18 protein-coding genes and 1 pseudogene are annotated in these 25,835 nt (G+C 48.9%); 16 read left to right on the forward strand and 3 right to left on the reverse strand.

Annotated features, from left to right (window positions below):
• Positions 1 to 209: 209 nt before the first annotated feature.
• The 12 genes from C233_RS0100585 (at position 210) to C233_RS0100645 (ending at position 18,626) form a co-directional block, all read left to right on the forward strand.
• Positions 210 to 5,825: a DUF4253 domain-containing protein gene (locus C233_RS0100585; protein WP_018665642.1), complete on the forward strand. Its 5,616-nt coding sequence runs from the start codon at positions 210 to 212 to the stop codon at positions 5,823 to 5,825.
• Between the two features lie 31 nt (positions 5,826 to 5,856).
• Complete coding sequence (locus C233_RS0100590; protein WP_009316579.1) at positions 5,857 to 6,732, forward strand: DUF4261 domain-containing protein; 876 nt, start codon at positions 5,857 to 5,859, stop codon at positions 6,730 to 6,732.
• Between the two features lie 29 nt (positions 6,733 to 6,761).
• Complete coding sequence (locus tag C233_RS0100595; protein ID WP_018665643.1) at positions 6,762 to 8,093, forward strand: SWIM zinc finger family protein; 1,332 nt, start codon at positions 6,762 to 6,764, stop codon at positions 8,091 to 8,093.
• Positions 8,080 to 9,555: a DUF5691 domain-containing protein gene (locus C233_RS0100600; RefSeq protein ID WP_004328518.1), complete on the forward strand. Its 1,476-nt coding sequence runs from the start codon at positions 8,080 to 8,082 to the stop codon at positions 9,553 to 9,555. The genes C233_RS0100595 and C233_RS0100600 overlap by 14 nt, the downstream gene beginning before the upstream one ends.
• Before the next feature lie 14 nt (positions 9,556 to 9,569).
• A complete protein-coding gene (locus C233_RS0100605) occupies positions 9,570 to 10,649 on the forward strand; it encodes an ATP-binding protein (RefSeq protein ID WP_004328517.1) in 1,080 nt (359 codons plus the stop codon).
• A 28-nt stretch (positions 10,650 to 10,677) separates the two neighbouring features.
• On the forward strand, positions 10,678 to 12,900 hold the full coding sequence (locus C233_RS0100610; RefSeq protein ID WP_004328516.1) for a DUF5682 family protein: 2,223 nt from the start codon (positions 10,678 to 10,680) through the stop codon (positions 12,898 to 12,900).
• A 14-nt stretch (positions 12,901 to 12,914) separates the two neighbouring features.
• On the forward strand, positions 12,915 to 14,045 hold the full coding sequence (locus C233_RS0100615; RefSeq protein WP_004328515.1) for a vWA domain-containing protein: 1,131 nt from the start codon (positions 12,915 to 12,917) through the stop codon (positions 14,043 to 14,045).
• A 6-nt stretch (positions 14,046 to 14,051) separates the two neighbouring features.
• Positions 14,052 to 14,477: a tetratricopeptide repeat protein gene (locus C233_RS0100620; protein ID WP_004328514.1), complete on the forward strand. Its 426-nt coding sequence runs from the start codon at positions 14,052 to 14,054 to the stop codon at positions 14,475 to 14,477.
• Between the two features lie 21 nt (positions 14,478 to 14,498).
• Positions 14,499 to 15,122, forward strand: a complete 624-nt coding sequence (locus tag C233_RS0100625) for a hypothetical protein (protein ID WP_018665645.1) — start codon at positions 14,499 to 14,501, stop codon at positions 15,120 to 15,122.
• Between the two features lie 152 nt (positions 15,123 to 15,274).
• On the forward strand, positions 15,275 to 16,015 hold the full coding sequence (locus C233_RS0100635; RefSeq protein WP_004328512.1) for a toxin-antitoxin system YwqK family antitoxin: 741 nt from the start codon (positions 15,275 to 15,277) through the stop codon (positions 16,013 to 16,015).
• 6 nt (positions 16,016 to 16,021) lie between these two features.
• A complete protein-coding gene (locus C233_RS0100640) occupies positions 16,022 to 16,954 on the forward strand; it encodes a hypothetical protein (protein WP_004328511.1) in 933 nt (310 codons plus the stop codon).
• A 466-nt stretch (positions 16,955 to 17,420) separates the two neighbouring features.
• The gene (locus tag C233_RS0100645) at positions 17,421 to 18,626 is read left to right on the forward strand and encodes an IS256 family transposase (RefSeq protein WP_009316578.1); all 1,206 of its coding nucleotides are present in this window, start codon (positions 17,421 to 17,423) and stop codon (positions 18,624 to 18,626) included.
• 218 nt (positions 18,627 to 18,844) lie between these two features.
• On the opposite strand, the gene C233_RS0100650 is transcribed toward C233_RS0100645, so the two are convergent.
• Positions 18,845 to 19,903: a helix-turn-helix domain-containing protein gene (locus C233_RS0100650; RefSeq protein ID WP_018665648.1), complete on the reverse strand. Its 1,059-nt coding sequence runs from the start codon at positions 19,901 to 19,903 to the stop codon at positions 18,845 to 18,847.
• Between the two features lie 294 nt (positions 19,904 to 20,197).
• Here C233_RS0100650 and C233_RS22100 point away from each other — a divergent pair.
• The 3 genes and pseudogenes from C233_RS22100 (at position 20,198) to C233_RS0100665 (ending at position 23,510) form a co-directional block, all read left to right on the forward strand.
• Positions 20,198 to 21,426, forward strand: a pseudogene (locus C233_RS22100) (DUF3575 domain-containing protein).
• Entirely contained in the window at positions 21,423 to 22,343 is a 921-nt protein-coding gene (locus C233_RS0100660; protein WP_026314683.1) for a DUF5119 domain-containing protein, read from the forward strand. Before C233_RS22100 ends, C233_RS0100660 begins: the two are co-directional and overlap by 4 nt.
• A gap of 45 nt (positions 22,344 to 22,388) precedes the next feature.
• Positions 22,389 to 23,510: a fimbrillin family protein gene (locus C233_RS0100665; RefSeq protein ID WP_026314684.1), complete on the forward strand. Its 1,122-nt coding sequence runs from the start codon at positions 22,389 to 22,391 to the stop codon at positions 23,508 to 23,510.
• A gap of 188 nt (positions 23,511 to 23,698) precedes the next feature.
• On the opposite strand, the gene C233_RS0100670 is transcribed toward C233_RS0100665, so the two are convergent.
• Positions 23,699 to 23,956: a hypothetical protein gene (locus C233_RS0100670; protein ID WP_005648607.1), complete on the reverse strand. Its 258-nt coding sequence runs from the start codon at positions 23,954 to 23,956 to the stop codon at positions 23,699 to 23,701.
• Positions 23,957 to 23,960: 4 nt separating this feature from the next.
• Positions 23,961 to 24,719: a ParA family protein gene (locus C233_RS0100675; protein ID WP_005868802.1), complete on the reverse strand. Its 759-nt coding sequence runs from the start codon at positions 24,717 to 24,719 to the stop codon at positions 23,961 to 23,963.
• Positions 24,720 to 24,992: 273 nt separating this feature from the next.
• Here C233_RS0100675 and C233_RS0100680 point away from each other — a divergent pair, with 273 nt between their 5' ends.
• Positions 24,993 to 25,823 (forward strand): hypothetical protein, encoded by an 831-nt coding sequence (locus tag C233_RS0100680; RefSeq protein WP_009316574.1) that lies wholly within the window; start codon positions 24,993 to 24,995, stop codon positions 25,821 to 25,823.
• Positions 25,824 to 25,835 lie beyond the last annotated feature (12 nt).

Below are 25,835 nucleotides of genomic sequence, written 5' to 3' on the forward strand. Positions count from 1 at the left end.
GCCAACTAATTCATACACAAAATATTGCGAATTAGGGATATTCAGTAAATGTCCCTAAAAATCAAGATGGCATATGAAGATGATAGAGCATACTCACTTCATATGCCATCTTGATTTTTAGGGACATTTACTGAATATCCCTAACAAATTAAATGTGACCAGTTGGAATAAAATCGGTATCTTGCATTTATAAACAAAATAATGAAATTATGGGACTTGGATTCACCATTCACACTAAAATCAAGGATATTGAAAAGTTTCAACAGACTGTAGAAAGTCAGGCTGTTGAGTCCGGTTATAATGCAGAGCACGATGAATCATCTTCGACGGTAAGTTTTTGCAGGCTGGGCGACTTGTTCCTAAATTATCAACATGAGGGAGAAGGAAATACAGACAACGTCATTTCCGTAAACGGAGACTGCCAGACCAACATGCTTGGTCCCGGCTTCCACAAGGCAGCAATAGAGTTCATCGACAGACTTCAACAGGCGACCCGTACCCGGTTTGAGGTTGAAGACGAGACGGACTATTACACGGAAAGGGACTTTGAGGCCATGAAGAAGAAACATTTTCACAAGTGGCTGGCCAAACTGTTTGAAATCATCCAGGAGCAGAAGGACAAAGGCAGCACGTCTTTGTTATTCTGTTGGGATATCAATAAATATTACCCTCAATCAGACAACGGCATTGTCATTTCACCTTTGGGTTCTTTCTGTCTTTCAGAGGTCGTTAGGCGTATCCGGGAAGAAGGAATCGAATCTTTTGCCGATGATTTCTTCATCTGGAACAATTCGGAACGTGATGCACGTTTTCATAGAGGCATGGCCCTGAATGCCATGTGGGAGGACTGCTATTTCATGCCGTCAGAAAGAAGTGAAGAAGATGCCCGTATCAACGGGTACATCATAAGCGAGCTGGAAACGACAGCATCACTTGACCCGTCTCTTCCTTTCCCCAAAAAGGAATACGAGGAACTTTGCAGACTCCATGGTTGTGTTCCTGTCCCGACTGACGGGATACCGCCCTACGAAACGGAATTTGCCATCGGCTACCGGCGCGGAATTGTCAACCATAAGGTCGGGAAGATCAGGTTCAGCCTACCGGGCAGCTATCTCGAAGATACGGATGAAGGCACCCTCGTCTATTATGATGCGGCTGCAGACAACTGGCACACGGTTAGATGCACCGGATACTCTACCGATGGTGAGCCGGATTTCCTTGATGTGGAAGAGGAAATGATTGAAGAAAGGGAATTTGACGGCGGAAAATACCGCCTCTATGACATGGGTATCGACCAAGATTCAGAGGATGAAGAACCTTATCCCGTTTACAGCTGTCATGCACTGTGTCCCAACCAGTACACCCTCTTCACGTTGTGTGCCTCCCGGTTAGAGGACCTGAAAAAACTTTCAAGTGAATTCCTCCCGACTTTGGTTGCAGACCAGCCTATAGAACCGGAAAAAAAGCAAATCATATATACCGGAGAGAACATGAATGACGAATTGATGGAGCAGATAGACGAATGGCACAAGGCCGAAAAGCATCAGGAAATCATCGATGCACTGGAACAGATTCCGGAAGCCGAACGGGATTTTGAAACGACCGGCTTTCTTGCAAGGGCGTACAACAATATTGAGGAATATGCCAAAGCCGCGGAACTGCTCGAATCCGTCAGGGAGGAAGGCGCTGAAGATGAACGGTGGAATTTCAGAATGGGATATGCCCAGTATTTTCTGAACAATTATCGGGAGGCCCTGGATTATTTCAGCAAGGCAAGGGAACTTAATCCGGAAGATGAATACACCCTGAGTATCATCCGTCAGTGCAATATGCACTTGCCGTTAACCAGACGAGTGAAAGAATTCTGGAACTGGTTTGTAGAAAACGAAGAAAAGCTGTCTGGCATGATGAATCCGAAATCCATGGAGGAAGCTGATGCCTTCATGGAGTTTATCAGTAAAGGAACCAATCTGATATCGGAAGACATGCACTTCAATATCGGAGGTGACCATGAGTTCACGTTCTCGGTCGAAGGATGGCCGGATCTCTTCATCATCTATCCTTACATCATATCCTGTATGCCGGAGTGTCTGAAAGGCAAATGGAAGTTCTTCCCCTTCAACCCGGGCAAGGTCGGGTCTTTCGCATACCGTGTACACGATACCGATGTCGATATGGGCAAGATCATGGTAAAAGCATCCTATGACGAAAAAAGAGAAAACTTCAACATCAGGTATTACGACAAAAATCTTTGTGCCTTACCGGAAGAAAATAGTGACGGAAACTTTCATGTCATTTTGGAACTTGTACTGGGAGAAGGTGTCTCATTCAAATATGTCAATGGTATAGAAAGAGCGTCAGGCATTGAGGAAGGCATGATTGCCTTGTCCGGGTTGAGACAGCACATAGAGGAAACCGTGAAATCCCACGGCCATGAATTCTTCGAGAATCCGAAGGACGTTTATACGGGATATCAACTGACCCCGAAGGAAAGTGATGAACTGCGCTTCGATGTGATAGTAGGATCTACCTGTCTGAGCTCCATCGTAGCTGACTATTATCATGGTTCAACCGAGATATTTGACCATGCCAACGGTTTCGGTGCACAAGCTCTTTACATAGTCTTCCAGAATGGTGCTGGCGAAGATAATATATTGAACTTCCGTCATGATCTTGAAGACAGGATAACAGAAGAGATTCTTGAACCGGGCAATCTCGGTGTGATAACAGGGGGTGCAACCGGAACGGAATACAGCTATATCGACCTGTTTGTCTATAACCAGCAAGTATTTATCTCAACTTTGCTTCCTTTGCTTGATGAGTATCCTGAGTATTCTTTCTACCTTTCCGAATTCTGTAGGCAGGGTCAGTTATGTAGACTTTCAGACAGCGAATCATGGAAAGGAGAAAGTCCTGATGGCATTTCGTACAGTCCGGGAGATGATACATTCTTCAGTCAGATAGAAGAGTGGAATGAGAAGGACGAATACACGAAGTCTATCAGGGCTTTGGAGGCAATACCTGAAGAGCAACAAGACTACAGGATAAAAATGTTGCTTGTAAGTGCATATGAGAATTATGCCATTATCGGTGACAATGATGAAGGAACAGAACGCTGGAAAGGAGACAGAGTTCTACTAAAGGCAATAAGACTTATGGAGACCGTGCGTGACGAAGGTGAGAAAAATGCGAACTGGAACATGCGTATGGCATACGCATACCAATATCTTATGAGACAAGAAGAAAAAGCGATAGAATATGCCAAACGCTGGGCGGAACTTGATCCGGAGGACAGCAGTGCCAAGGAAGTCATCGATGAGTGTATGGAGGAGATTTCGAAGCGGGAGAACAGTTCAAACGTGAAGGAATCCGATACAGTGGAGCCATGCGCCACAAGCAACACGCATATTGAAACAAGAGAGACTGAAAATATCGAACTAAGGGATAAGAATATGGACAACAGACAGAAAGAAGCAGCTCTGGCTGCAATGATAGCCTGGCTCTCGCACTCGCAGGAGTTGGGACATAAGCCAGCGGAGATCGAGTGTACGGGAACATTCGTACTGCACGATATGACCTACTACATTTTCAAATACAAGGATACCAAGGACAGTGAATGGCTGCTGGGCGTGAATGGTGGATACGAAGGAGACAGCTTGTCAGACTGCGGCCATACCTTCAGTGAGATGGAACCCTATGACGAAAAGACGGCTGTCAAGGATGCTACGGCCCTTGTCGAGATGGTGCGTTCCTACTGGATGGAACAGGCAAAGCAGGCCGAGGAACGTGAGAAAAAGGCCGGCACATTCGTGGGATTCGCCTTGCTCTCCGACAACAGCTGGGACAAGGAAAAATACATCAGAGATCTGAAAGAACAGTGGGACATCACCGCTGAAGAGAAATCTGACGAGGAACGGAACCCCGAGTCACTGGTCTTCGACGTGGGTGACATGATGGCGGCGGTAAGCCTGATGCCTGCCCCCGTACCTAATGGCGAAGCCGAAGAATGCGCGAAGAACAATTACATGTGGTCGGAGGCCGAAAAAACAGCCAAAGAGCATAAGGCTCACATCATGGTTGCCGTTATCGGCAAAGAGGAGTCCCTGATCGAAAGAGGTAAACTGTACGTGAAGCTGTTGTCTGTCTGCTGCCACCAGAAGAATATAACCGGTATCTATACCAGCGGTGTCGTTTTCCAGCCCCGTTTCTATGAAGGCTTTTCCGGAATGATGAAGGAGGATTCGCTGCCTATATACAACTGGATATGGTTCGGGCTTTACCGTACCGAAAAGGGAATCAGCGGCTACACCTATGGAATGGAGTGTTTCGGCAAGGACGAAATGGAGGTCCTTGACGTGGATGCCGACCCGTCAAAGGTGAGAGACTTCCTGGCCAGCATGGCAGGATATGTTCTGGAATACGATGCAGTTCTCAACGACGGAGAAACCATAGGCTTCTCTGCTGTCGATAAACATAGGATAACACGTGGACAGGGTGTTGCCCTTCCGGACAAAGTGACTCTGAAAATCTCATACGGCAGCGAAGACGATGCCGATGGCGGTCCCGATTTCCCGGATGACACGGATGAAGTGATGGACGATGCGGAAGGCCATCTGGAGAAGTTCAAAGAGAAGGATCTGCCGTTAGATACAATTACGGCCTACAATCATCTGGCAATATATCTACGCTGGTGCATGGTAAATGACCTTATGAGGGATGATTTTCTTGAACAGTTCGGAGACCTTGTGTCCCGGATCAAAAGCGGCTCGGCCGATGATGACCTGAGGGTGTTCATAAAGGACAACCTGAACGGGCAGCTTACAAGATTCCTGTTCAATAAACAGGGCCGTGCATTTGCCGACTACTATTATGGCAGTTACTATGGCGCCAACGAAACTCCATTTTATCCCGGAGACATTGACAACCACGCCCTGGATTATTTCGGTCCGGAAAGGTATCATTCCGATGAGTTCAAAGAGGAAGCATACCTGTTTGTCCCGTATGACGAGGATTATTACCAGGCAATGTCACAACGCATAGACAGACGCTTCGCCAACTGGCAGGGGCTGCATATAGACAAAGATACCGTTGAGCCAGACGAACTGGCCCGTGCCTTCATGGATTATCTTGATTGTGAATGCACCTATTTCCCATCCATGAGTGACGATGACCCTATCATGTCAGCCTATACCTATGCCCAACGGCTCGGCGTGCGGGAAGGCTTCATCCCCGTTCTGGTCAATGTCGATGAAGGTTTGTGGGAAAACATAATCGGGAACTCGGATCCTGACAGCGAAAGCTCGGATGATTACACATTCAACCGGGAAAAAGTCAATGAATTCCGCAGAAGGCTGCTTGAGGCTCCTGTCATGGACGGGAAATCCATCCTTGACAAGCTGACCGGGCAGGACAACGATGATATTGATGAAGAGCCTGAAGGCGGATTCGACAACAACCGTTATTCGAGCTACTGGAATACCGATACGAACATGACGCATCCGCTGATCCTTGCCCGTATTCCGGTCACGGAGCCGTGGAAAATATTCGCGTACCTGCCATTCGGCAACTGGAACGACTGTCCTGCAAACCCCGAACTGATGGCCATCTCAAAGTATTGGTACGAGGAATACGGTGCTGTTCCGGGAACCTTTACCAGCGACCAGCTGGAGTATGAACTTCCAGCTCCCGTTCCGGAAGACAGAGCAATGGAAGCCGCAATACAGCAATATGCTTTCTGTCCGGATATGGACCAGAGCTGTGACGGCATAGGCAGTCTTGCCGACACGTTGCGTCAATCCAGAATATGGTATTTCTGGTGGGATTAACCGATTCTTTCACATTCAAAAGCATTTCAATATGAATCAAGTATTTCAACAAGACCTAAATACAAAGGAACTGCAGCCCGGAGGACCTTTACTTATAAACCTTCTGTTCAAGGAACCGGTTGAATTGCCGGATACGCAGAGGGTGGCTGATGTATGCCGGAAGCATTTCGGCAATGTAGAATGCCGCGAAGGTGATGACAAGTCTGTCTTCATCACAGCTTTGGACCACATGGTGGAGTTTGAGGACGGGAAAGCACCCGTGCAGTTCCTGATGACTTCGTGCATGGACTTTGACGGAAAGACCGTGGACGACTTCACCCGGAGCCAGATGTGGGACTGCCAGGAAAGCCGTGACCGTATCCTTGAGGAATGCCGGTACAGTATGCTCGCTACGGACTTCCTTGCCCGCGGCCTGTCTTCTCTGGAACGTGCCAATCTGGAAATGGACTACCTTGAAGCGCTCGCCGAACTGTTCCCGTCCTGCGAAGCGTTCTTCTTCAGCGGCAGCGGGAAACTGTTCGAGGCGGAGGAAATCCGCGGCAATCAGATAGAAGGTCCTGACCGGTTCATCCGCTATGCCGTAAACGTCCGTTTCTTCACGATTCAGGGTTCCGACGACATGCTGGTCGATACACTCGGGATGAACACGCTGTTCCTGCCTGACCTGCAGTACCACTTCCGCGGACTTGATCCGAACTGGATAGTGAACCATGCCTACAACGTGGCTTCCTATCTGCTTACAAGCGGCAACGAAATAGATTCGGGAGAAACCATCGATGGAATCAAAGACGGTGATATGGACCGCAGCATCCAGTGGAAATGCCAATACGAAGACGCGCTGATACAGCCCAAGCGTCCCGTACTTGACATCAACACGGGAGAATATGCAGCCGGGAACAGGGAATGATTTACCAATGACCAATTAACTTGTTGCGTATGCCATTGAACTTGACAGAAGAACAGATATTGCAGCTCGCTCCCGACGACTCATCTGTAAAGGCCGGCAAAGGACTTGCGACCTTGAGCAAATGGGTACTGAAGGAATGCAGCGGACGTGCCGTCTGGGGTCATTGCCAGGGAAGCGGAAAGAATCCCTACCAGACGGTGATAGACTTGAATGACATTGCGTTCAAGTGTTCCTGCCCGAGCCGCAAATTCCCGTGCAAGCATGGGCTTGGCCTGCTGTTGCTGTACGCCCGCCAGCCTGACCAGTTCACGCAGGCGGAAGAGCCGGAATGGGTGACGGCGTGGCTTGCCAAAAGAACGGAGAAGGCCGAAAAGAAGGAGCAGAAAGCCAAAAGCGAAACCCCTGTGGATGAAGCGGCTCAGGCCAAGAGGCAGGAGAAGCGGCACCAGAAGGTACTGGGAGGCATATCCGACCTTGAGGTATGGATGAAGGACCTGGTGCGCAACGGATTCCTGAATGTTCCGGAACGTGCCTATACCCTGTTTGACAACATGGCCCGGAGGATGGTGGATGCCCAGGCACCGGGACTTGCGGGGAGACTGAGAGCCATGGAGGCTATAGACTTCGACTCGGAAAGCTGGAAATCCGACCTGACGGAAAGCATGGGCAGGCTGTACCTGCTCATGCAGAGCTACAGAAACATGGACGGCCTTCCCGAAGAATGGAAGGACGAGATACGCACGCAGATCGGATATCCCCAGTCCAAGGGCAACGTCCTTGCCGGAGAGCCGGTGGCGGACAGCTGGCTCGTGCTTCACAAGCAGTCCCGTAAAGTCAACGATATCAATACCGACATCTACTGGTTTTACGGAAAGGAAAGCAGACTTTTCGCCAGATACCTGAGTTTTGCCGTTGCCGGTACCTTTTCCACCGAGAACTGGATTCCGGGCAGTGCCTATAAAGGGGCGCTATGCTTTTACAACGGCACGGGTACATGCCGGCGTGCATTGTTCCGGGAGTCCGTACTCGCGGAAGAAAACTTTGTGCCGGCGTGCAGCCCTAACCTGAAGCAGGCTGCCGCGGTGTACCGCACGGCCATGCTGACGAATCCGTTTTTCGAGGACGTCCCCCTGCTTGTGGATGACGTGAGGGTTGCCCGTAACGGGAAAGACTACACGCTGCTGGACAACGCGGGCAATGCCGTCCGTGTGGCGATGCCCGAGGAAACCTTCATCGACATCCTCGCCATTACCGGCGGCAATCCGTTCGCCTCGCTGGTCATTGTAAACGGGGATATATGGGAACTGAAATCCATTTGGTACAACAAAGAATATCATACTTGGAGAGATGAACGTAACTGAACCTATCATACAGGCTGCACTGCTTGGAACAGCCAACCGTGAATTCGTTCCCGGAGCCTTTCCCGAGTCCCTTCAGACTCTGGTTGACGGGATCCACGGGAAAGCCGAAGACACGGAATCGTTCCTGTACATGACAGCCGCATCCGCCTTCGCCTACAGGCGTGCCGGATGGGAACCGGCCGGAGCGGAAGGCATTGTCCCCGTGAAAACAGCCCCGGAAGAGGAACTGCCGTATTTCGACAAGGACCGGAGTCAACTCTTTTCCAGACTCCACGGTACACGCTATATGCTAGCCTACGCCTACCGTCTGGCGCAGGGGTCGGGAAAAATCATTTCGCCCGAATACCTCCAGCCGCTTATCCGGCGTGCCTATGACCGCAACAATCCGTTGCGGTTTGAAGAACGCAGGCTGCTGAAAAATCTCGTCGGGAACAGAGGCTTATGGCTGATCAGGCAGATGGGCCTTGTCGGAGAGGAATGCGGGATCACCGATTCTTGGGATACGGCCACCCACGGCGAGCGTAAGGAGATGCTTGCCAGATTCAGGCAGCAGGATTCTGCCGCAGCCCTTGAACTGCTGCGGAAAGACTGGAAGAGCGAACCGGCCAACCAGCGCAACGAGCTGCTTGAATGTCTCCGGATAAACATCAGCAAGGCCGACGAGCTCTTCATACAGGAAGTGCTGGAGTCGGACCGCAGCTCCATTGTCAAGGAAACGGCACGGAAACTTCTGTGCATGATTCCCGATTCAGCCATGGTGATGCGCTGCTGCGAACTCCTGCGTGGACATATCAGACACAACATGCTTACCGGATGGTCATACGACGAGATCGGATACACCCCGGAGATGAAGGCCATGGGGCTGTCCGAGGTAAGCTCCAACAAGAAAGAGGGCGATTCCGAATTCATCCTGAGGCAGCTCGCCGAACGGGTGCCTTTGAGTTTCTGGTGCGAGGTATATGGCTGCGGTAAGGAAGAGGCCGCGAGAAAATTCGCCAAGCATCCCCCTTTCAGGAAGTTCCTGGAGCTGGAGGACCCGATACTCAACTTCTCGGACGGGCTGTGGGCTTTCCACACCCTGAAGGAAGACCCTTCCTATCTGCGCAAGCCGGAACTCGTGGCGATGCTCACTCCCTCCCAGCGGGAGGAAATCAGCTGGCCGGAAACGGTCCGGGATTTCGGATTCATACCCGACTCATGGTACGGCAACGACTACGAGGCATGGGGCCCGAAATTCTCTTCCAGCGTCATGTCTTGGATTCTGAAAAAGGATTACCTGTACTATGCCGCAGACATGGCGGAACGGCTTGCCATGCATATCCCGTCACATCTAAGGAACCTGATCAAGGCCAAGGCCGCCTCTTCGGCGGAGGCTTCGCCGTCCATGAACGAGTTCTGCTCGAAGATGCTGGAATTCATGGATCTTAAATCTGAAATAGACACTTTGTTAAATGAAAAATAAATATTGATATTCATATGAGCACTTTACTGAGACAACATGCCGAGCAACAGTTTGCAGAGGAACTTCATGAACTGAAAAAGAACGAGACCAACCCGATTCCCGAAAACTGGGAGATGTCACCCCAATCCGTGGTCACCTACCTCATGGGAGGGATACTGAAGAACGGTTTTGAGGTTTCACCGAAATACATAGGCAACCGCCGCCTGATGGAGATTGCCGTGGCCACCCTTGTCACCGACCGGGCGCTGCTTCTGTACGGTCTTCCCGGTACGGCCAAGAGCTGGGTCAGCGAGCACATGGCGGCAGCCATATCAGGCGATTCGACGCTGATAGTACAGGGTACCGCCGGAACGGGAGAAGAGGCCATCCGCTATGGCTGGAACTATGCCCGTCTTCTCGCCGAGGGGCCGAGTGAGGGTGCCCTGGTACAGACCCCGGTGATGAAGGCGATGCAGGAAGGCAAGATCGGCCGCATTGAGGAGCTTACCCGTATCGGTTCTGACGTGCAGGATACGCTCATCACCATCCTTTCGGAGAAGACCCTGCCCATCCCCGAGCTGAACAAGGAGGTGCAGGCCATCCGCGGATTCAACATCATAGCCACGGCCAACAATAGGGATAAAGGTGTGAATGACCTTTCAAGCGCACTGAAACGCCGTTTCAACACGGTCATCCTCCCGTTGCCCGACACGCTTGAGGAAGAAGTTGACATTGTCCGCCGCCGCGTGGAGAGCTTCGAGAAAGTGATGCAGCTGCCGGCAGAGAAACCTGCCCTTGATGAAATCCGTCGTGTCGTCACCATTTTCCGTGAGCTGCGTCAGGGAGCCACCGGCGACGGCAAGACGAAGCTCAAGAGCCCGAGCGGCACACTGAGTACGGCAGAAGCCATATCCGTGGTGAACAACGGCCTTGCCATGGCCGGCTATTTCGGTGACGGCCAGATCCATGCGGAGGACCTCGTTTCAGGCATCCTCGGTGCCGTGGTGAAAGACCCTGTACAGGACAAAGTGGTATGGCAGGAATACATGGAGACAGTGGTCAAGAACCGTGAGGGCTGGAAAGACATCTACAGGGCTTCAAGAGATATGATTTGATTGACGTATTTTGCATGAGACAAGTAATATGACAGACATTCATCTATTGGGAATACGTCATCACGGGCCGGGCTCCTGCCGGAACATCCTGCAGGAACTTGAGCGTATCCGTCCCGACCTCATACTGCTTGAGGGACCGGCGGAGGCCGAGGCTCTCATGCCGTTCGTCTCCTACGGGCAGATGAAGCCTCCGGTAGCCCTGCTCGGCTATCAACCCGATGTGCCGCAGAATGCCGTATTCTATCCGTTTGCCGACTTCTCGCCGGAATGGCAGGCTTTGCGCTATGCTCTCCGGGAGAATGTCACCTTACGCTTCTTCGATCTCCCGCTTGCCCATTCCCTTGCCTTCGAAGCGGAAAGGAAGGATGGCAACGAGCCTGTAGAAGCGGATGATGAAGCTATTAAACAGCCGGGTGATCCGTTTGACCTGCTGGCAGAAGCTGCCGGCTATACTGACGGTGAATCGTGGTGGAACATGAACATAGAACAGCGCAGAGACGGCAGCGGCATCTTCGAGGCCGTCAAGGAAGCTGTGACCGCGCTCAGGGAAGCCCTCCCGGAACATACCTCCCGCAGGAACCTTGTCCGTGAAGCGTGGATGCGTCGCATGATACGAGCGGCCCAGAAGGAACCTTTCGGGTGCATAGCCGTAATCTGCGGGGCATGGCATGTCCCGGCACTGGAGAATATGCCGAAGGTGAAGGATGACAACGAGCTGCTGAAAGGGCTCCCGAAGGTAAAGGCGGAATGCACGTGGATTCCGTGGACGTATGACAGGCTCACCTTCCGCAGCGGTTACGGGGCCGGCATAGACTCTCCGGGATGGTATCATTACCTGTGGCATCATCCGGAAGATGACGGCACCTGGTGGGTCAGCCGTATAGCGGCCCTTCTGAGGAAGAAGGACATGGACATCTCGGTGGCCCACGTAATCGAGACAGTCCGTCTGGCGCAGACGACAGCTGCGTTGCGTGGATTGCCCGCCCCGACGCTTGAGGAATACAACGAGGCGGTGACCACCGTAATGGGCTTCGGGGACGATATGCTGCTGCAGCTCGTCAGGGAATCGCTCATCGTGGGCAACTGTCTGGGCAAAGTGCCGGAAGCGGTACCCAAAGTCCCTCTCCTGATTGACGTGGAACGGCAGCAGAAACGCTTGCGTGTTCCTTTCACGGCGGAAATAAAGGAGATGACACTTGACCTGCGCAAGGAGACCGACCTGGAACGCAGCCTGTTCTTCCACCGCCTGGCCCTGCTTGACATAGACTGGGCCAAGCCGGAAACCGCAGGCGGCAAGGGTACTTTCAAGGAAAAATGGAGTCTTTACCATAGACCGGAACAGATTGTCTGCATCATAGAACGGGCAGTCTGGGGCAATACCGTGGAGGAAGCCGTGCAGAAGTACGTCTCCGACCGCATGACCGGAATCACCAGAATCCCCGAACTGACGGGACTTCTTGACCGGGTCATTCCGGCCAACCTTCCGGAGCTTGTGGAAGCGATGACCATCCGTCTTGACCGTCTGTCGGCGGCATCCACAGACATTGTGGAGATGATGGAAGCGGTTCCCGACCTGGTGAACATCGTCCGTTACGGCGATGTCCGCAATCTGGATTTCAGCAAGGTGGGCAACATGCTCCGGGCCATGGTGGCACGTATCCTTGCAGGAGGTCTGCTCGTCTGCATCAACATCGACGAGGAGGCAGCCGGAGAACTTCTTGAACACCTGTCGGCTACCAACTATGCCGTATCCACGCTTGATGACGAAGAGCTGAACGGCATGTGGTATGGGTTCGTGCAGCAGATCCGCAATTCATCAGGAGCGCATCCGCTGCTCTCCGGGTACGCGGCACGCATACTCTACGACAAGGGCAGGATATCGCGTGAAGAGATGCGTGACACCTTGAGCTTCTATTCATCGGTGGGCAACGCACCTTCCGACATCGCATACTGGTTTGAGGGATTCCTGCGTGCATCAGGTTCGGTACTGCTGCTGGACGACAACCTGTGGCAGCTCGTGAACGGCTGGCTCTGCGGTTTGAGCGACGCAAATTTCATAGAACTGCTGCCGGTGATCAGACGTACATTCAGCAATTTCACTACAGCCGAGCGCCGCAAACTCGGCGAGAAGGCCAAAGGATTCGAATTGAACGGAACCGATACCGGAATCGCCTCCGGGGAACATTCCTGCAATGACGGGGATGCATCCAAAGTAATACCCCTGCTCGGCAGACTTCTGGGAATCGGATAAAAAAGGAACAGAACATGGAAACAGAATATTTGAAAAGATGGCGTATGGCTCTCGGCGGGAATGCCGCTGACGGGACGGGTGTAACGCTGACGGTGGAAGAACAGCGCCTTGACAGTTCGCTGGAAGCCGTCTATGACAGTGACCGCCGCGGCGGACTCGGGTCGTCGGCCCCAAAGGTAAGCCGCTGGCTTGGCGATATCCGGGAGTTTTTCCCACAGACCGTCGTGCAGGTCATCCAGAGGGATGCCATCAAGCGTCTGCATATCGATTCGCTGCTTACCGAGAAGGAGATGCTGGCAACAGTTGTCCCTGACGTACATCTGGTAGCTACACTGATGTCACTCGGCAGGGCCATTCCCGAAAAGAACAAGGACATGGCCCGTCAGGTTGTACGCAAGGTCGTGGATGACCTGCTGCGGAAGCTCTCTTCCCCGACCCAGCAGGCCGTCACCGGTGCTTTGAACCGTTCGGCGAGAAGGCGCAATCCCCGTTACAACGAGATAGACTGGAAGACGACCATCATAAAGAACCTGAAGAACTACCAGCCCCAGTACAAGACCGTCATTCCGGAAGTCAGGATAGGCTACGGCAGAAAATGCAAGGCCCTGAAGGACATCATTCTCTGTCTCGACCAGAGCGGTTCGATGGGAACCTCTGTCGTATATTCCGGCATCTTCGGTTCGGTACTGGCCTCCCTGCCGTCCGTCAATACGCGTATGGTGGTGTTCGACACTTCGGTCGTTGACCTTACCGATGACCTGCAGGACCCGGTTGACCTGTTGTTCGGTGTCCAGCTCGGCGGAGGAACCGACATAGCCAGGGCCCTGACTTACTGTCAGGGTGTGATCACACGGCCGCAGGACACTGTGCTGGTACTGGTGACCGACCTCTATGAAGGCGGTGACGAGAAGGAGATGCGCAAGCGTTTCGCCTCCATTGTGGCCAGCGGTGTGCAGCTGATTGTGCTTCCGGCCCTGAACGATGACGGGGCGCCCTGCTACGACAAGCGTAATGCCGAGTATCTTGCCGGTCTGGGTGTTCCCACATTTGCCTGTACGCCTGACAAATTCCCCGACCTGATGGCTGCGGCATTGAGCAAGCAGGATATCGGGATGTGGGCATCAAAGAATATCAAAGAAAAATAGAGGAATATGGAACTTTCAGATGAACTGTACGACAGAATCGAAGAACTGTCAGAAACGGGAAATGAGGCGATGGAAAGCGAAGATTACGCGAAAGCCATCTCCTGTTTCCAAGAGGCACTGGACATCCTTCCTGAACCGAAGGAAGACTGGGAAGCATATCTCTGGCTCGTCGGCTCAATCGGTGACGCCCATTTCATGATGGGGAACTACGGCAAGTCGCTGGAGTTTTTCCGCAAATGCTACAATATCGGAGAGACAGACAATCCTTTCATCCTGCTGCGCCTTGGCGAGAACTATCTGGAAATGGAGGATGAAACCAATGCAACTGAATTTCTTCTCCGCGCCTATATGCTCGAAGGGGAAAAGATTTTCAAGGAAGACTGGAAATATTTCCAATGGCTGTCCGGGCATGTGAATCTCAAACAAAAATAATAACAAAATTATACGGCACTCATGAAAAAGGAAATAACAGACAGAATCAGGCTACTGGGCGGCAACGTAGCAAACCTGAAAGGGAATTCACTGAAAGAGGATCTCTGTGCCATTACATTCGATACGGCCTTGTTCCTTAAACCGGTGGACACGCCCTGGCTGGCTGCCGAAGATACAGAGCCGATTGAAGGTTTGGGCGATTGGGTGGATGAGCATATGGAGTTGTTCAATTCTAACAGGGAGGCGTTCTATAAGGAAATGACAGATACGTTCTTTACCTTGGATGAAGAACCTCGCCGCCAACTGTTTTGGGTTGCCAGACCATTTACGCCATTCCAAAAAGGGACACCGGATTTTGAAGAATGGAATGGTTGGTTTACGGATAATGCAGAGCTGGGTGAAATCATCAAGTATTCAAATTGTGCCACTCTGGATTTTGTAGAGCTGCTTTATACGGACGGTTATCCCAATTACTATCTCATCTGCCTGTCAGATAACGACCCTGAGAATCCTGTCGTCTGGAGTACGGATCATGAGGAATTTTTCACGGAAGTAACCAATGAGGGACGACTGAATGATTTTCTCGACAGGTTCATGACTAAGGAGGAATTCCTGAAATTGGTGAAAAGTAAACTTGAAGAGTGAATATAATAGTTGGATTAATGCTTTATTTTATAGCAAAGCTATAAGAATGGAGAAATTTCTTCAAAATAAATATAATAAGCGGTTTGCCCCCCCCCTGAAAATCAGTTTGCCACAGAACATTATCAACCTCGAAAAATAAAAATATACGACATATGAATAGAATGTTGATACTATACATTTTTTTGTTGCTTTGCGGCACGGTTTCCGCACAACAAACAGTAGAATGGAATGATTTGCAGCCCCTGACGGATGATGCACACCGCACAGTATATTATAAAAAAGACAGTAAACGGCCGTTGCAGGGAAAATATCGCATTATACGAGGGCTTGACGAAGAACACGTGAAACTTTCAGACGGCATGATAAACGGTGACTATCATCGCTACCGTGACGGGGTATTGCGTGAGTCGGGCATATATGTCAAGGGCAAGCGTAACGGTACATTCACGGAATACTACCAAGACGGCGTTACTCCCCGAAAGGAAACACCCATACTACAAGGCAAGATAGACGGAACTGTAAAGACCTATTTCCGTAACGGAAAAATAGAGATAGAAAAGGAGTACAAACAGAGTGTGGAGAACGGGCGGGAACGTCGCTTTGCCAACAAGACGGGTAAGCAGATTTTTGAATCTCATTATATCGACGGGAAAAAAGATGGCGAGGAATGGGAAATCTTCGAGGACGGCCGCGCAATACGCAGCAAGACTACATGCCACTACCGTAATGGAAAACTCGACGGTTCGTATCGTGTGGAATCAACATGGGAGGGTAAACCCTATATAACCATTGAGGGACAATACACCGACGGTGAGAAATCAGGGCAATGGATACAGCATAACTATCAAGATAATACCCAAACCTGCACATGGCATGGTGAAGGTGGGGCTTAAACTTAGATGAAAACCGTCATCATAACACTACTTTTGACGGCTGCATCGGTCATGAGTTGCAAGCCGCCTATGCCTCCGACAGACAATGAGTCCGCCTGCACATCTTCATGCAAACAAGACCAACGGACAGCGGATGTTATTGGCGAAGCGGATATAATAACGGGGATTGCTTCCGATGATTTTCCCTCCCTTTTCATACAAGGCAATCATTTCCAGTTCCAACGCAAGAATGGATTATATGCTCCTTTGGGTATTGGGTTCATGGAGGTCATAGCCGAGCAGAACCCCGTCATACCATTATACCGGACAGCAACGTGCAAGGAGCCGGAAGATAGCATTGCACTGCATCAGTATCCGTTTGACAAGGATATTGCCGAGCGGAAAAGGAAGGATGACAATCCGCAGGAATGGCAGGACGGACAGAATAACGCTTCATGCAAAGATGGCAGATATTACTATCGTTACTCTTCGGAATCAGATACGTTAATGCCCTTGGCATGGAGATCCGGAAGCAACATACATGAATACTTAGAAGAGACGGCAAGTCTGATCTACACTTTTCCCATGCTCCGTTTTAGAGTGTTGGGCTTAATGGCGGGAAGGGCTGAAATTGTACTGAACGAGGAAAGCGGAAAAACGGCATGGATCAACTGTTCATCTGGGCAGATTATGATGCATGGAAACAGGATGCAACGCAACCGCAGCCTCATGCGGATAAATGGTATTCCAGCGAAAAGAACGCATGACTTTGACACCTACTATATCTCTTGGGAAGACTATCTTCGCATGGTGACGGTAGTCTGCTTCAAGGACAATACAGAAGTCCGAAAACCGTTTGAGGTACAAGGCGATACAATAAAGAGTGAACAAGGCTGGAAATTATGGAAACAAGGAGAAGAGCTACTGATAAAAGATATTATAGAATACTACCTTGAATAATGTCGGCTGCCGGACAAACGCCGGGGAACTCTTTCGGGCGGGACGGGGCGCGGGAAGTTTCGGCGAACAGCCGAAGCCCCGTGTGTCAAAGTGCAAGCGCAAGATAGTGAAAACCCTTTCACCCACGTTAGGGATTGCAGGGGAAAAGCCACAGCATAGCGAGGACTTGTAGCGGAAAGCCCGACCCGAAGGGGGAACGCCCAAACAACCACCCGAACAAACTGCTTTTTGGCAAGGATTGCATTTATGGAAAAATACGAAGTAGATTATAGTGAGTCATCCTATTTTGTTTTTTAATACAAACAATGCGATTTCGCCCAATAGCAAAGTCAAAAAGCTACCTATCCAAAGATAATAACCTGTTGACAAATGAAAAACTCCAAGAGTGCTTTCAATGCCCCGTTCGAGAGTGTAAAATAAACTGTGTCAGGCTATAATAATAATAGTTTAACACAGTTTTTATAATATGGCCAATTTGGAAATAGACTACAAGAAAGCAGCCCAGCAGCTGCGTAGCGGTGAAGCACTCTTCGGTAAAGACGGAGCTTTGGCTCCTATGCTAGAACGTATCCTAAACGCAGCCTTAGAAGGTGAGATGGATGCTCACCTTAATAGCGTTGACTGCAGTTCTGGCAATCGTCGTAACGGCAAGATGAGCAAGACCGTACAGACAAAGTATGGAGAGGTGATAGTCGAAACCCCTCGTGACCGTGACGGTTCTTTTAAACCGGAGACAGTTAAGAAACGTGAGACAATTCTTGCTGAAGGTATGGCAGATCAAATCATCAACATGTATGCTCTTGGTACAAGCACTCGTGATATAAGCAAGTACTTTGAGCGTGAGTTTAACACAACCCTTTCAGCAGAAACCATCAGTGCTATAACCGACCGAGTTATTCCCGAAATAACAGCCTGGAAGTCCCGTATGCTTGACCCCGTCTATGCCATTTGCTGGCTTGACGCCATTCACTACAAGGTAAAAGACGATAAGGGTCGTGCAGTCACTCGTGCAATATACAATGTCCTAGGTGTAAACAAGTCTGGTCACAAGGATCTTCTTGGTATGTATATATCTGAGAGTGAGGGTGCTAACTTCTGGCTTGATGTTATGACCGACCTTCAGAACCGTGGTGTACGTGATATTCTGATTTGTTGCGTAGACGGTCTTAAGGGATTCCCTGATGCCATCCAAAGTGTATTCCCGGAAACCTCCGTTCAGCTATGTGTAGTCCACCAAATCCGTAACTCAATCAAGTATGTAGGAAGCAAGCATCAGAAAGAGTTTCTGAAGGATCTCAAGACCGTATATGGTGCTGTAAGCAAGGATTCTGCATTAGCACAGCTTGACATGGTTGATGAAAAATGGGGTGAGATGTACCCCATAGTAATCAAATCCTGGCGCGACAACTGGGAGCGTCTTACGGAATATTTTCAGTATACTCCTGCAATCCGCAAACTTATCTACACAACCAATACGGTTGAGGGCTATCATCGTCAGGTGCGTAAAGTAACGAAGAACAAAGGTGTGTTCCCGTCAGACACCGCACTTGAAAAGCTTGTGTATCTTGCCTATCGAGACATTAGTGGGAAATGGACTATGCCACTGTCTAATTGGGCACTGATATCACAGCAACTTGCCATAAAATTTGGTGATAGGTTCAAGATTATGTAACTTTGCTTGTGAAAGGCTCCTCTTATTTGTATGCAGATGTGAAATCTGCACACAAATAAGAGGGAAAGAATAAAAAACAGAGCCGTGACACAGTTCAGTTTACACTACCCCCGGATGAATGTTCGGGGGATTTTTTTTCTTTTGGGCGTTCCCGTGGGACGGTCGGGCTTTACGTTTCAAGTCCTCGCCTAAAGGCTGTGGGCTTTACTCTGCAATCCCTAACGCATGGCTGAAAAGTCCTCTTGCCGGTGTTCTTCTTCATACAGCCTCATGCGTTCTTGTAATGCTTCTTTTAAATTGTCGCTTTTTTTCAGTCCGAGTTTGGCACGTATGTTCGCTCGTTGGCTGGTTATGTTTCCGCTACTCCGATGTAATAATTCGCATATTTGGCTGACGGTCTTGTCTTGCAGTATTAAACGGCAGATGTTTAATTCGGACGGGGATAAATTGGGATATATTCTCCTGATTGTATCAAGTTTACTTTTTTCCTTTTTCTGGTATGCGGCAAGGGCTGTAAAAAGATTTTCTTTGGATTGTTCCCCTATTATGTTTAACAGGGAGCTTGTCTTTTCTTCCGGGTTATTCTCGCTTAACAACTCGGCGAACGCGAATAGTTCTTCCTTTTTCATTTGGAGACGTTTCAAAAGCATTTCCTCTTCCTCTTTTAGCAAGTTGCTACTTTTTAGCAAGCTGCTGATATTACTGTGTAAGGATCTTCCTAATAAGGGGATCATGGTGTATATGATGATGATCAAAGGCAGATAACTGTATAGGAACGGTTCGTCGGTGATAAGTGTGCAGATTGTATAGGAAGCTATGGTAAGGGAGGACAATAGGATGGAGATATTACTCATATAGGCACAGATGGAAAGCATGGTAAATAAGAGAGAGATAGTAATGTTACTCATTATCAATGCTCTTTGATAACTATATTCATATCCGCTACATATTGAGCAATAAATTATTTCGATAAAAATCTCGATATGTATGGCTATCAGTATAATGGAAAAGGTCGTGGTCAGATTTACTCTCTTTTTAAAATAAGCGAGAGTGCACATAATGATAAACAGGAATAATACGCTGTTAATATAATAAAACTGTTCATTGGGAAATGGAACTGAATATATGTATATGGGTGCGCATAAGACCAGCATGAGCAGGGATAGATGAAAGACTCGTTTTTGTTGATACGTTATTATCATTTCTCTTTCTTTTTTGTCGTAAGTTTGAGTTTTTATTGAACTTAGAAAAGAGGCGGCTTTTGTGCTGAATATCATGTATTTTATTGTTTTAAGTGTTATTAAGTATGATGTTTCTTGCAAAGATAACTGTTTTTTTGTATGTTTAAGTACTTTTCTTTATGATGTTAAGTATTTTTAGTTGTTGTGTAAGCATGATTGGCTGCTGTGGTAAGTGTTGTAGTTGTTGTGTGGTCGTCTTTTTAAGTATTTATAAGTTTAAAATATTTGTTTTTTGCTTTGGAAGCTGGTTTATAAGTGTGTATTTTTGCGGTCGAAATTCAAGGGGGTGTAAAAGCCTGGGTTTGGATTGTCATATTAACAAATGATTAAATGACGAAAAGAGGTTTTTATATTAAATGTGTATTGTTCGTGCTCGTGTTGAGTATAAGCGGAGAAATATCCGCTCAGGAGAAGCGTGATTCGGTAAGGATCTATTTTCATCAAGGAAAGGTAAATATAGATACATGTTTACTTGACAATGGGAACGAGATGGAGCGGTTTGCTAAAATCTGTTCCGCATTGAACGACTCCGTCCGTTTTATCAGGAAAATTCAAATAATAGGAGGAGCTTCCCCGGAAGGAGGGGGGCTGTTGAATGGAAGGCTGTCTGAAAAACGAGCAGAGGTTTTGTGGCGGTATATATCACCTTATATAAAGATTCCGGTATTGGAGAGGGATTTTCATTTTTCGGGAAGCGACTGGAACGGACTTATAACGATGGTGAGAGCGGATGTGAATGTTCCGGAGAGGGAGGATGTCCTTCGTTTGTTGGAGAAGATCGTCCGTTTGGAAAACCAGGACAGCCCTTATTTGGGGGAGAACTGAAAAGACTGAAAGGGGGGAGGCCATACTCATATTTGTATAAATTCCATTTTCCGAAACTTCGTTCGTCGATGGTGAAAATATGCTATGATAGTGATCCGATAAATCCCGTCAGAGATACGGTATATATACATACACGTGATACGTTGTGCATCCGTGATACCGTTACCGTCATAGCTCCGGTAAAGAAACGGCCGTTTTGCATGGCGGTGAAAACAAACTTGCTTTATGACGCTGTTTTGATACCTGACATCGGGGTTGAGTTCTGTTTGGGGAAGAACTGGTCTGTGGCCGGGAATTGGATGTATGCCTGGTGGAAAAGTGATCGGAAGCATAATTATTGGCGTATCTATGGGGGAGATGTGGAGTTGCGCCGCTGGTTCGGTCGGAGAGCGGTGGAAAAACCGTTTTCCGGGCATCATGTCGGATTGTACGGGCAGATCGTCACCTATGATTTCGAATTGGGTGGGAAAGGTTACTTGGGGGATAAATGGAGTTACGGGGGAGGCGTGGCTTACGGCTACTCGTTACCTGTGGGACATCGGTTCAATGTGGATTTCACGTTGGGAATCGGCTACCTTGGAGGATCGTACAAGGAGTACATCCCTTTGGACGGTCACTATGTATGGTAGACCACTAAAAAACGCCGCTGGTTCGGCCCGACCAAGGCGGGTATCTCTTTGGTGTGGTTGATCGGCCGTGGCAACTACAACGAGAAGAAAGGAGGCAGGCAGTGATACGGATACGCTTTTGTCTGGTGTTCATATTTTTATGGATAGGACTGACGGCTTGTGAGCATAAGGATTTATGTTACGATCATCCGCACTTTGCCAAGGTGCGGGTAGTATTCGACTGGACCAAGATTTCCAATCATGACAAGCCTGAAGGCATGAGGGTCGTATTTTATCCGACCGACGATGAAAGCAACACGTGGATATTTGATTTCCCCGGAGGAGAGGATGGGGAAGTGGAGCTCCCCGAGAATGATTACCGGGTAATTTGCTTCAACTACGATACCGACGGGATGGTTTGGAAAGAAAACGGCAGTTACACGCTTTTTACTGCCGATACGCGTGATGTTCAGTCGCCGGATAACCGGACAATGGCTGTCACCCCACCCTGGCTGTGTGGCGACCATATAGACAGAGTTATCCTCAAGGACATTCCGGGAGGAAGCGCGGAGATAGTACGGCTAACTCCCGTAAACATGGTATGTCACTACACGTATGAGGTGAACGGTCTTCGGGGACTGGATAGGGTGGCGGATTTGCGGGCTGTTCTTTCCGGCATGTCCGGCTCGCTTAACATGTCCGGCGACAGTTTGCCCGCCGGTCTTTCGGAGAGCCTGCTCTTTGATGGAATGGTTTCACGGAATCAGATTATAGGCGGATTCTATACGTTTGGACATTCCGCACTTGAAGGAGAGCCCAATGTTTTCCGGCTGTATCTCAAGAACCGTTCCGGCAGCATGTCTGTATTGGAACAGGACGTGAGCGACCAAGTGCATGATGTCCCGGTAGCGGGGCATGTCGGTGATGTGCATCTGGTGTTGAATTTTGATTATGAGGTACCATCCGAGCCGGGAAGTGACGGTGCGGGATTTGATGTGGACGTTGATGATTGGGATGATGTGAATATGGATATAGTGTTGTAATACGAGTTTGTTAATTATATGTATCAATTTAAATTGTTTTTATTTATGAAAAAAAGTACAGTAATGCTTTGGGCAATCTTTGGAGCTCTACTCATGGGTTGCTCAGACGAGGAGATTGCGAATGTGGAAACCTCCTCACGGAATGCGATTGGTTTTAACGTGTTAAGTAATGCGGCGGAAACGAGGGCTATCCCTACTACCCCCGACAACTTGACGAGCACCGATTTCGACGTGTTCGCTTTTACGACGGATGGTACTGCCTTCATGGGAAAGGTAGACACGGATTTTGGACATGACGGAGTGAAGATCGTGTACAAAAATGGTAAGTGGGATTATGACGATGCGAACGACCTTCGTTATTGGCCTACCGAGGCTTTGGACTTTTACGCGTTCAATCCCGGAACGGTTAGTGAAGACATGATAGTGTTTTATAGTTGGGAAGCCACCAAGGATGTCCAAAAGATAAGTTATACCTGCATGGATGAGTATGGAAGCGGTACTACTCATGCAAACTACGACGTGATGTATGCCATGGCCAAAGGCCAGACAAAAGACATGAACAACGGAATAGTGAAATTTAATTTCAAACATATTCTGTCACAGGTCGTATTCAAAGCAAAGACCCAATACGATAACATGCAGGTGGACATCGACGTGATCAAGATTCATAATTTCAAATTTGCCGGCGCCTTCACATTGCCTGCGGCAGCCGATGGAACGGGAAGTTGGAGTTCGTCTGATTTAGCATTTCCACACGCATTTACCGTAGTGAAAAACGCAAACATCACGGTCAATAGCAATACCGAAGCTACCGATATTACCACAAATACTCCTATGCTGAATATACCACAGGAGCTGACTGCTTGGAAAGTTTCCGAAACAGCCACCAAAAGCAAGTTGGAGGCCGATAATGCGAAGCAATGTTATCTGGAGATCGCCTGCAAAATCCGGCAGTCCGGAGCTTATCTGTTGGGTTCAGCAAGCGAATACAAAACAATTTATGTTCCGTTCGGAGATACATGGGAACAGGGCAAGCGTCATATCTACACGTTGATTTTCGGTGGTGGTTATGATGATCAGGGAGAGGCTGTGTTGAATCCGATCCAGTTTGATGCAGAGACAACAGGCTGGGTTGATGCAGATAAAGACGTAAACGTCCAACCTTAATCCAAACGTTTATTAATATCGTACCCGTTGGCAGGTTAAACATACGCAAGATTAACCCTGCCAACGGGTTTTTTATAGGGAATCGCATTTTCAATATACTTTTTGATGTGTAGGGGTGCTTTTTGCGTACCTTTTTCCTGGAGAATTTCTTTTGTGGAGTGTTTGCCCTGTATATTCCCGATACGCTGTTATAGCAGGGAACTGTTTTTATCCAAGTAGTCAGATATAGCCTCTTGCAATACCGATTTTAGCGAATCGCCTTTGCGGATCGCGATCAGCTTTAAGTTCTGGTGATAGGTTTCGTCCATGACAAAATTACAATGCACGGTTTTCGCTTTCTTCGGCTTTTGAGCCTCTTTTTGCCCGGCCGTGGATTGGATCAGGCTGTCTAATCCCCCGGTCAGCCCGGCCGACATACTGTTTTTTAAATCGTTCTTCTTTGCCATATGGTTACTTTATTTCTGTTAGCAGTTCGTTACATACCTTCTCGTAGTCCTCTGCCCCGGCAGATTTTGGGGCATAGTGAAAAATATCCTGCCCTTGTGTCGGGGCTTCGGCCAGCGTAATGGCGTTGCGTATATGGGTGCTGAACACTTTGCCCTGGAATGTTTCCTGTACCAGTTCCGAAACGCTCTTGTTCAGGTTCTTTCTTCCGTCGTACTGGGTTATCAGAACCCCGGCTATCGAAAGATCCGAGTTCAAACGTTGCTGCACCTTGTGGACGACCTGCATAAGTTTGGCCATTCCACGCATTGCCAGGAATTGAGCCTGAACCGGGATAATCAACCGATCCGAGGCCGTCAGTGCGTTAAGCGTGAGCAGCGACAGCGAGGGGGGACAGTCGATCAGGATATAATCGAATTTCTCCTTTTGGCCCTTGATAAGGTGGGCTAAGATAAGCTCCCGTCCGGCCTCGTTGATTAACTCCGTTTCAACGGCCGAGAGATCCAGGCAGGAGGGAACGACGCTAAGGCCGTCCTTATGCTCGTAGATCGGCAGGTCGTATTCGCCTTTCATCGCACCGTAGATCGTTTGGGGAAGCTCCGCAGAGAAGCCCAGCGATTCGGTCAGGTTGGCCTGCCCGTCAAGGTCGATCAAAAGAACCTTGTACCCTTTTTGACGTAACGCACCGCCCAGGTTGATCGTGGTTGTGGTCTTTCCTACTCCCCCCTTGTGATTCAATACGGAGATTACTTTTGCTTTGCTCATAAATTCAGTTTTTTAAATGGTTGTCATGTCCGCAAATATAGTCAAAATACTAATATACTAAAAGACTAAAAGTAGTATTTTCGTTTTTTGCGTGTTTTTTGTACCGATCGGGGAAGCGTACCGAAATAAATCCTGTTTCCGTCTTTCGGTACGTTTTGTTTCTGTACCGGAATTAATCAAAGACATATTAAACGAAAGAAATCAAACAACGGTAGATAGCAAACGGCGTAACCTCCCCTAAAGGTCGGTTAGCCACCAAATATTATATTTAGAATGAAGAAACGGGACTATAAGGAGCAAGAACGACAACGGCGCTATTATTTCTTCGACTACCTGTTCTGGTTGGGAGAAATGGCACAGAGGCATTACAAGGGCGAGCCAAGACGCCCCGACGGGGAGTCCATGCTGATGCTTTGCATCATGATATTTATCTATGAGCCGATCTTCCTTACAACCGCTCATTTCCTTTTCGACTCCACGGTATTTGAGTGGTTTACAGTCGCCATGATAGCCGGAATCGTCGCAATTCTCCACTATCTATCGAATGGTCGGATATACCCGTTTTCACGAAGGGAAGCGGTCATGCAGCACTATGAGGGACGCAGGTTCAGCCCCTTCAGATGTTACTTCTTCCTGTTCTCCCTCGGCTTTCTGATGATTGCCGAAATGTACCTGTTGCCAAGCACACTGATGCGGATAGACGGGCGCAAGGCGGAGCCGGTGGAGAACACACGGACGGAAGTTCCGCAAAGGTGGAGGGATTACCTTGCGCTGCATATCACGGTAGGAGCCCGTCAGGAAGTACCCAGCGAAGCCTTGCAATATCTGATTAATCAGGACGGTCGCACATCCCGATACGGGCAACCGGTCTATGTCATGCAGGTAAGGGAGGAAGATATGGGAGGAGAGTTCCGTGTAGGGCTATTGAACCATGCCACCTTTGATGAAATCCAAGACGGCAGCCAGAAGTTTGTCGAATGTACATGGGTCAAGGGATATACGCCGGACAGCATAAGGGTACTGCTGACCGGGTGGTACGAGGTGAGAAACACCGGGCTTTGTCCGGTGGACTCTCTGGAATGGACGGAAGATACGGAATTTTAAAACCTACAAAAG

The sequence above is a fragment of the Bacteroides gallinarum DSM 18171 = JCM 13658 genome (assembly GCF_000374365.1).
Taxonomy (GTDB): domain Bacteria; phylum Bacteroidota; class Bacteroidia; order Bacteroidales; family Bacteroidaceae; genus Bacteroides; species Bacteroides gallinarum.

Coding starts and splice junctions, on each gene's coding strand:
- C233_RS0100675 (WP_005868802.1), bottom strand. CDS start 24,719: ATGAGCAAAGCAAAAGTAATCTCCGTATTGAATCACAAGGGGGGAGTA.
- C233_RS0100585 (WP_018665642.1), top strand. CDS start 210: ATGGGACTTGGATTCACCATTCACACTAAAATCAAGGATATTGAAAAG.
- C233_RS0100680 (WP_009316574.1), top strand. CDS start 24,993: ATGAAGAAACGGGACTATAAGGAGCAAGAACGACAACGGCGCTATTAT.
- C233_RS0100650 (WP_018665648.1), bottom strand. CDS start 19,903: ATGATATTCAGCACAAAAGCCGCCTCTTTTCTAAGTTCAATAAAAACT.
- C233_RS0100620 (WP_004328514.1), top strand. CDS start 14,052: ATGGAACTTTCAGATGAACTGTACGACAGAATCGAAGAACTGTCAGAA.
- C233_RS0100625 (WP_018665645.1), top strand. CDS start 14,499: ATGAAAAAGGAAATAACAGACAGAATCAGGCTACTGGGCGGCAACGTA.
- C233_RS0100670 (WP_005648607.1), bottom strand. CDS start 23,956: ATGGCAAAGAAGAACGATTTAAAAAACAGTATGTCGGCCGGGCTGACC.
- C233_RS0100640 (WP_004328511.1), top strand. CDS start 16,022: ATGAAAACCGTCATCATAACACTACTTTTGACGGCTGCATCGGTCATG.
- C233_RS0100600 (WP_004328518.1), top strand. CDS start 8,080: ATGAACGTAACTGAACCTATCATACAGGCTGCACTGCTTGGAACAGCC.
- C233_RS0100610 (WP_004328516.1), top strand. CDS start 10,678: ATGACAGACATTCATCTATTGGGAATACGTCATCACGGGCCGGGCTCC.
- C233_RS0100615 (WP_004328515.1), top strand. CDS start 12,915: ATGGAAACAGAATATTTGAAAAGATGGCGTATGGCTCTCGGCGGGAAT.
- C233_RS0100605 (WP_004328517.1), top strand. CDS start 9,570: ATGAGCACTTTACTGAGACAACATGCCGAGCAACAGTTTGCAGAGGAA.
- C233_RS0100590 (WP_009316579.1), top strand. CDS start 5,857: ATGAATCAAGTATTTCAACAAGACCTAAATACAAAGGAACTGCAGCCC.
- C233_RS0100645 (WP_009316578.1), top strand. CDS start 17,421: ATGGCCAATTTGGAAATAGACTACAAGAAAGCAGCCCAGCAGCTGCGT.
- C233_RS0100635 (WP_004328512.1), top strand. CDS start 15,275: ATGAATAGAATGTTGATACTATACATTTTTTTGTTGCTTTGCGGCACG.
- C233_RS0100595 (WP_018665643.1), top strand. CDS start 6,762: ATGCCATTGAACTTGACAGAAGAACAGATATTGCAGCTCGCTCCCGAC.
- C233_RS0100665 (WP_026314684.1), top strand. CDS start 22,389: ATGAAAAAAAGTACAGTAATGCTTTGGGCAATCTTTGGAGCTCTACTC.